Genomic DNA, 614 nt, shown 5'->3' with positions numbered 1-614 from the left:
CCCACACAAAACCACCACAACAACCCACACAACCAAAACAATAACCACAAAACCCACCAAACCAACCAACCCCCACAACCCCAAACCCAAAAAAACCACAAACAAAAAAAACAACAAAAAAACACCACCAAACACACCAACAACACAGCCAAACACACCGACCCCAAAAACAACAACCAAAACGCCACAAACAACCACACCCACAAACAAACAACATACGAACCTAGACAAATCAAAAAAAGCTCCACCACAACCACCCACCACCCCAACAAAAACCAAACACGCAACAAACACCACGAACGCCCCAACAACGAAACCAACCACAACCAAACAAGCACACCATACCCACCCAAAAACACCACCAACAACACCACCACCACCAAACCCAACAACCCCAACAACAAACCCACAACCCACCCCACCAACCAAACAACACGCAACAAAACCACCAACCAAACCACCGAACACCAAACCGAACACCACAAAAACCACACCCAAGCCGACCACACCAACCAAACCAAACCCACCCCCAAAGCCAAGACCCCACACACCAACAACACCACAACCACCGACCAAAACAACCAAACCACCAACCAAACCAACCAACAAACCCA

At 48.0% G+C, this 614-nt stretch carries 1 protein-coding gene; it reads right to left on the bottom strand.

All coding sequences use genetic code 11. The annotated features are described in order from the left end of the window. Positions 1-261, bottom strand: a 261-nt coding sequence (locus tag ACTHUM_RS17555) for a sodium/glutamate symporter (RefSeq protein WP_440403630.1), incomplete at its 3' end; no start/stop codon positions are given. Positions 262-614 lie beyond the last annotated feature (353 nt).

Source organism: Neisseria sp. P0021.S006, assembly GCF_051956895.1.
This window is presented reverse-complemented; position numbering and strand designations above follow the sequence as displayed.